Origin of the sequence: Rhodococcus sp. NPDC058505 (assembly GCF_042720095.1) — a bacterium.
In the GTDB taxonomy this organism is placed as follows: domain Bacteria; phylum Actinomycetota; class Actinomycetes; order Mycobacteriales; family Mycobacteriaceae; genus Rhodococcus_G.
The window spans coordinates 23,800-30,178 of sequence record NZ_JBHXNB010000034.1; the positions used below are offsets into that span (position 1 = coordinate 23,800).

The 6,379-nt window shown below is 70.0% G+C and carries 8 protein-coding genes; 2 read left to right on the forward strand and 6 right to left on the reverse strand.

Annotated elements, in window-relative coordinates:
- Positions 1-138 precede the first annotated feature (138 nt).
- Positions 139-570 (forward strand): D-aminoacyl-tRNA deacylase, encoded by a 432-nt coding sequence (gene dtd, locus ACFWPA_RS18310; protein ID WP_378507969.1) that lies wholly within the window; start codon positions 139-141, stop codon positions 568-570.
- Between the two features lie 7 nt (positions 571-577).
- Here the strand turns inward: dtd and ACFWPA_RS18315 are convergent, their stop codons facing one another.
- Genes ACFWPA_RS18315 through ACFWPA_RS18325 form a run of 3 tightly spaced genes read right to left on the reverse strand, consistent with a single transcriptional unit; the run spans position 578 to position 2,863 of the window.
- A complete protein-coding gene (locus ACFWPA_RS18315; RefSeq protein ID WP_378571346.1) occupies positions 578-1,582 on the reverse strand; it encodes an aldo/keto reductase in 1,005 nt (334 codons plus the stop codon).
- On the reverse strand, positions 1,566-2,000 hold the full coding sequence (locus ACFWPA_RS18320; RefSeq protein WP_378571349.1) for a MerR family transcriptional regulator: 435 nt from the start codon (positions 1,998-2,000) through the stop codon (positions 1,566-1,568). The genes ACFWPA_RS18315 and ACFWPA_RS18320 overlap by 17 nt, the downstream gene beginning before the upstream one ends.
- The gene (locus ACFWPA_RS18325) at positions 1,997-2,863 is read right to left on the reverse strand and encodes a hypothetical protein (protein ID WP_378571351.1); all 867 of its coding nucleotides are present in this window, start codon (positions 2,861-2,863) and stop codon (positions 1,997-1,999) included. The genes ACFWPA_RS18320 and ACFWPA_RS18325 overlap by 4 nt, the downstream gene beginning before the upstream one ends.
- Positions 2,864-3,055: 192 nt before the next feature.
- Here ACFWPA_RS18325 and ACFWPA_RS18330 point away from each other — a divergent pair, with 192 nt between their 5' ends.
- Positions 3,056-3,496, forward strand: coding sequence for a hypothetical protein (locus ACFWPA_RS18330; protein ID WP_378507973.1), 441 nt, complete (start codon positions 3,056-3,058; stop codon positions 3,494-3,496).
- 65 nt (positions 3,497-3,561) lie between these two features.
- Here ACFWPA_RS18330 and map read toward each other — a convergent pair whose 3' ends face one another.
- The 3 genes from map to secY are packed head-to-tail and all read right to left on the reverse strand — an operon-like array spanning position 3,562 to position 6,227.
- Positions 3,562-4,356, reverse strand: coding sequence for a type I methionyl aminopeptidase (map, locus tag ACFWPA_RS18335; RefSeq protein ID WP_378571353.1), 795 nt, complete (start codon positions 4,354-4,356; stop codon positions 3,562-3,564).
- Between the two features lie 15 nt (positions 4,357-4,371).
- Positions 4,372-4,917, reverse strand: coding sequence for an adenylate kinase (locus ACFWPA_RS18340; RefSeq protein WP_378571355.1), 546 nt, complete (start codon positions 4,915-4,917; stop codon positions 4,372-4,374).
- A complete protein-coding gene (gene secY, locus ACFWPA_RS18345; protein ID WP_378571357.1) occupies positions 4,914-6,227 on the reverse strand; it encodes a preprotein translocase subunit SecY in 1,314 nt (437 codons plus the stop codon). The genes ACFWPA_RS18340 and secY overlap by 4 nt, the downstream gene beginning before the upstream one ends.
- Positions 6,228-6,379 lie beyond the last annotated feature (152 nt).

Genomic DNA, 6,379 nt, shown 5'->3' on the forward strand with positions numbered 1-6,379 from the left:
GGAAGCGGGACCGAAACAGCGGACAACCGGCACGCAGGACGCACCATTGATCCACTTTACCGGAGTTCTCCCACCAGGCCAAATGCTGCGCGGAGCCCTCCCTGCCGCGCAGCCCTTCCGACCGAAAGGACGATGCCCGTGCGTGCGGTGGTGCAACGAGTGACCGAGGCGTCGGTGGAGGTCGAGGGGACGGTCGTCGGCCGGATCGCGCCGAGCGGGCAGGGCCTGCTCGTCCTGCTCGGGGTCGGCCACGACGACACCGCCGCGACCGCGGCCGGACTCGCGACAAAGATCTGGCGGCTGCGGATCCTCGACGACGAGCGGTCCGCCTCCGACGTCGACGCCCCGATCCTGGTGGTCAGCCAGTTCACCCTGCTCGGGGACGCCCGCAAGAGCAGGCGCCCGTCCTGGTCGGCGGCCGCCCCGCGCCCGGTCGCCGAACCCCTCGTCGACGCGTTCGCCGACGCCCTCCGCGAGCTCGGTGCCACCGTCGCAACCGGGCACTTCGGGGCCCACATGCACGTCGCGTCGGTGAACGACGGACCGGTGACGCTGCTGCTCGAGGCCTGATCGCCGGTCAGCCGTCGATGCTCGACATGTCCCCGTAGCGGGCACCGGCGACCGCGTCCCGCGGCACCGCGGCCGCCAGTGCCTCCAGGTCCGCGGCCGTCAGTTCGACCGCGGCCGCGGCCACGTTCTCCTCCAGGTACCGCACCCGCTTGGTGCCGGGGATCGGAACGACGTCGGGGCCCTGCGCGAGCACCCAGGCCAGCGCGAGTTGGCCGGCGGTGACCCCCTTCCCCGTCGCCACCGCCCGCACCCGCTCCACCAGCGACAGGTTCGTCGTGAGTGCGTCGCCCCGGAACCGCGGGAAGTAGTCCGAGCGGCGCAGGTCGCCCTCGCCCGTCGCGCCGGTCGCGGCGGTGACCGCGCCGGTCAGCAGCCCACGGCCGAGCGGCGAGTACGGCACCAGGCCGATCCCGAGCTCGCGGATCGTCGGCAGGATCTCGTCCTCGAGGTCGCGGCTAAACAGCGAGTACTCCGTTTGCAGTGCGGTGATCGGGTGGACGGCATGCGCCCGCCGGACCGTGTCCGGGCCCGCCTCGGACAGCCCCAGATGGCGGACCTTGCCCGCCGCGACCAGTCCCGCCATCGCGCCGACCGTGTCCTCGATCGGCACCGCGGGGTCGACCCGGTGCTGGTAGTACAGGTCGATGTGGTCGACGCCGAGCCGTCGCAGCGAGGCGTCACAGGCCGCGATGACGTAGTCGGGTCGGCCGTTGATTCCCATCCGGGTGCCGTCGGGGCGTCGCTCGTTGCCGAACTTCGTGGCGAGCACCGCCGCGTCCCGCCGACCCGCGACCGCGCGGCCGACCAGCTCCTCGTTGACGAACGGGCCGTACATGTCGGCGGTGTCGAGCAGGGTGACACCAAGATCGAGGGCGCGGCGGATGGTGGCGATGCCGGTGGCGTCGTCGGCGGGGCCGTAGAACTCCGACATGCCCATGCAGCCGAGGCCGAGGGTGGAGACGGTCAGGGGCGAGTCGAGTCCGAGGGTTCTGGTGTCAAGGTCGGGTGTCATGCGACGAGTCAACGTCTTCGAGCGCACTCGAAGTCAAGCCCCGCGCCGCGACCCTCTCGGTGTACACCCCGATCTTCGTATCGAGCGCGGCCAGGTGCTCGGTCACCTCCGCGAGCTGCGCCAGCACCCTGCCCCGATGCGCCAGCAGCAACTCCAGCCGGTCCGGTTCGGTGCCGTCCCCGGCGCGAACCAACGCCGCGTACCGCTGAATCTCCCGGATCGGCATCCCGGTCGCCCGCAGCCGGGTGATCAGTTCGATCCACGCCACATCGAATGCGGTGTATCTCCGGTGCCCGGACGACGCCCTGCCGATCTCGGCGAGCATCAGCCCGTCCCGCTCGTAGTAGCGCAGGGTGTGCGCGGTGAGCCCGGTCCGCGCGACCACCTCCGCGATCGTCATGCCCGGATCGGCGGTCATCGGATCTCCTCGCGCGGGTCGAACGGGCGGAGCGGGCCGACCTCCTCGAACACCCAGCGCAGCCAGGTCGTCTCCTCCCCCGCGCATGCCCACAACTCCGACCAGCCTGCCGGGGACGCCACCCGAACCTGGGTGGCCGTGAGGAAGGCCCACTGCGTGATGTGCACCCCGTCGTAGGCGGCCGCGATACCCGGCCAGTCCGGCACCCGACCGCCGTTCGATCCCCACGGTTCACCGTCGGTCCGCGGGTCCGACCGGTCCGCCGGAGCAGCGGTGACCCCGTGCCGGGCGACGAGGTTGTGCCAGTCCGCGGCCGAGCCGATCTCCGCGACGCGCGCCGCTGGCGACACCCGAACGGTCCGGGTGCTGGCCTCGTAGTCGTCGACCCAATCTGCATGACCCGCCGCGGCGCACGCATGATGGGCGGACCAGTCGTCGGGGGCCGTCGAGGTCAGGGTCGACGTGGCGATCCGGTCCGCCGGGCGCTGCGCATACAGGTCGAATCCGCCGACCTCGGTCGGCGTGAAGTGGGTGTCCGGGTCGGGGAAGTCCAGGCTCTCGTACGGCTTCAGCCAAACCTGACGCTCACGGCGCAGCGGCGACCACCAACCCGCCGCGCCAGCCAGGTCCACCACGTCGGCGGCAAGGTCCCGATGCTCCCGGCCACACCGGAGGGCAGCCTCAACGGTATCCGCGTGGCCGTCCCACCACGGGCTCAGCTCGGCGACCGCCGCCGACACCACGGACGGGCCCGCGATCGGATCGGCCAGGTCCACCAGGGTGTGTGTGCCGTCGGCGAGCCATCCGAGCAGGACACCACCGCCCGGTGACGCGCACAGCTGCTCGATCCGGTCCGCATCCATGCCCGCGACGATAGCCGGGATCGGAAGCCCCCTGACCCGGTTGACCTCCGTCGTAGTCTGAATTGGTGCGGTGTACATCCCGCACGGCGTCGGCATCGCGTGCCGTCCCCGCCTCACGCCTCCTCCTTCCCCCGGCCGCGACCACCCCACCGGATACCCGGCAGGTACCCGGCGCAGTCGCAGGAGGTCACCATGTCCCGACATGTCACCCGTCCCCGAGCCGCGGTCCTCGCCGCGGGAGCAGGCGCCGCCGCCGCGCTGCTGATGGCCCCGCCCGTCGCCTCGGCAGATGTCGCACCCGGCAGCGTCGCAATCGAGCCGGGCCTCAACATCCGGGTCGGGACCGCCGACTACGGCACCACCTGCCCGTACAAGGTGACCGCCAAGGCAACCGAGAACGCGGAGACCGTCGAGTTCTTCTCGCGCCCGGATCCGGGCGGCGCCTGGACGAAGTTCGGCACCGACACCTCCACCGCTGTCAACGACACCGTCGAGGCAACCTGGACACCGAACGCGACCGGGAAGTTCGTGGTCAACGCCAACGATGTCGGCGCAGGGGGCGGTGTGAGCGCGGCGCCGGTCACCGTCGGCAACGGCTTCAACGTGTTCGGCGTCGCCTGCATCGTGTTCTGACATCGGAGACGCGAAACGGGCGGCGGCACCGAGTCCGGTGCCGCCGCCCGCTCGTCGGGTGCGTGCTATTCGGGGCGGAGCGTGAGGATCCGCGGACCGTCCTCGGTGACCGCGACGGTGTGCTCCCAGTGCGCGGCGCGGGATCCGTCGATCGTCACCACGGTCCAGTCGTCGTCGAGGACCTCGGTCTCGGTGGTGCCGAGGGTGAGCATCGGCTCGATCGCGAGGACCGACCCGACCACCAGTTCCGGGCCCTTGCCTGGCTTGCCCTCGTTGGCGAGGAACGGCTCCATGTGCATCTCGCGGCCGATGCCGTGCCCGCCGTAGCCGTCGACGATGCCGTAGCTGCGGCCGTGCGACCGTTCCGCGGCCCGGGTGCCCAGTTCGATCGCGTGCGAGATGTCGGTGAGCCGGGCCCCGGGCAGCATCGCCGCGATCCCCGCCTCCATCGACAGCCGGGTGGCGTCGCTGAGGTCGCGGTCCGCGTCGGACAGGTCCCCCACCCCGAACGTCCAGGCGGAGTCGCCGTGCCAGCCGTCCAGGATCGCGCCGCAGTCGATGGACACCAGGTCGCCCTCGGCGAGGACGTCGCCGGAGGACGGGATGCCGTGCACCACGCGGTCGTTCACGGACGAGCAGATCGAGCCGGTGAAGCCGTGATAGCCGAGGAACGACGGCACCGCGCCGGCATCCCGGATCGTCTGTTCGGCGATCCGGTCCAGGTCCAGGGTGCTGACCCCGGGCGTGGCCGCGGCCCGCACCGCAACCAGGGCCGCGCCGACGATCGCCCCGGCCGCGGCCATGGCGTCGAGCTCACCGGCGGTGCGGAACGGGACGACCTTCTTACGACGAAACCCCACGAGCGGATCCTCTTCTTACTTGCCGAGCGCGGCGAGCGCGCGGGCGTTGACCTCGTCGATCTCACCGACGGCGTCGACGGTGACGGTGCTGCCCGCGTAGTAGTCGAGCAGCGGTGCGGTCTCCTCGCGGTAGACGCGCATCCGGTTGCGGATGACGTCCTCGGTGTCGTCGGCGCGGCCGCGGGCCAGCATCCGCTCAACCACGACGTCGTCCTCGACCTCGAACGCGAGCACGCCGTCGAGGGACACGTTCAGCCCGGCGAGGATCGCCTTCAGCGCCTCCGCCTGGTCGACGGTGCGGGGGAACCCGTCGAGCAGGAAGCCGTTCGCGGCGTCCGGCTCGGCGACCCGGGCCTTGACCATGTTGTTGGTGATCTCGCTGGGCACCAGGTCCCCGGCATCCATGTACTTCTTCGCCTCGAGGCCGAGCGCCGTCTGCTGCCCGATGTTCGCGCGGAACAGGTCGCCCGTCGAGATGTGCGGAACGCCGAGCTTCTCCGACAGGATTTCGGCCTGGGTGCCCTTACCGGCACCGGGAGGTCCAACGAGGACGAGTCTCACTTGAGGAACCCTTCATAGTTGCGCTGCATGAGCTGACTTTCGATCTGCTTGACGGTGTCGAGGCCGACGCTGACGAGAATCAGCACGGCTGCGCCGCCGAAGATGCTGGTACCCGACGTCCCCTGCGCGAGGAAGAAGTTGGGCAGCACGGCGATCAGACCGAGATAGATGGCGCCCGGCAGCGTGATGCGGCTGAGCACGTACTGGAGGTAGTCCGCGGTCGGACGGCCGGGACGAATCCCGGGGATGAAGCCGCCGAACTTCTTCATCTCGCCGGCGCGTTCCTCCGGGTTGAAGGTGATCGCGACGTAGAAGTAGGTGAAGAAGACGATGAGCAGGAAGTAGATGAGGATGTAGACCGGGTTCGCCGGGTTCACCAGGTACTCGTTGATGATCCGCTGCCACCAGCTGGGGTCCGTGGTGCTCGTCGCGCCGGTCAGCTGCGCGATCAGGTTCGGCAGGTACAGCAGCGACGACGCGAAGATGACCGGGATGACACCCGCCTGGTTGACCTTCAGCGGCAGGTACGTCGACGAGCCGCCGTACATCTTGCGGCCGACCATCCGCTTCGCGTACTGGACGGGGATCCGGCGCTGGCCCTGCTCGACGAACACGACACCGGCGATCAGCACCAGCAGCGCCACGCAGACCGCGGCGAAGATCAGGCCGCCGCGCGAGTCGAGGATGGCCCCGCCCTCGGACGGGAGCCGGGACGCGATGCCGGCGAAGATCAGCAGCGACATGCCGTTGCCGACGCCGCGTTCGGTGATCAGCTCACCCATCCACATGACCAGTGCCGCGCCCGCGGTCATCACCAGCACGATGGTGACCATCGCGAACACCGAGTCGTCGGCGAGGATCGGCTCCTGACAGCCCTGCAGCAGCTGGCCGCGGGCGGCGAGGGCGACGATGCCGGTGGACTGCAGGATCGCCAACGCGATCGACAGGTACCGGGTGTACTGCGTCATCTTCGCCTGGCCGGACTGGCCCTCCTTGCGGAGTTCCTCGAACCGCGGGATGACGACGGTCAGCAGCTGCACGATGATGCTCGCCGTGATGTACGGCATGATGCCGATCGCGAAGATCGACAGCTGCAGCAGCGCGCCACCGGAGAACAGGTTGATCAGCGAGTAGATGCCCGCCTGCTCACTGCCCGAGATCTGATCGATACACGCCTTGACGTTGCCGTAGTCGACGCCGGGCGACGGCACCGTCGCACCGAGCCGGTAGAGCGCGATCAGTCCGAGTGCGATGAGGATCTTCCGCCTCAGGTCTGGAGTCCTGAAGGCCGAGACGAAGGCGGAAAGCAAGAATCCTCCTGGGCACGACGAGGTGAGGGTGGGCGAGAGCGCCCGATGGTCGGGTGAACTCCAGAACTCTATCAGTGGCGCCGGAAGCGACCGCCGGGCAATCCCATAAATCGCCGCCAACGGCGACGGCCGCGGCACCGCAGAAGCGGTGC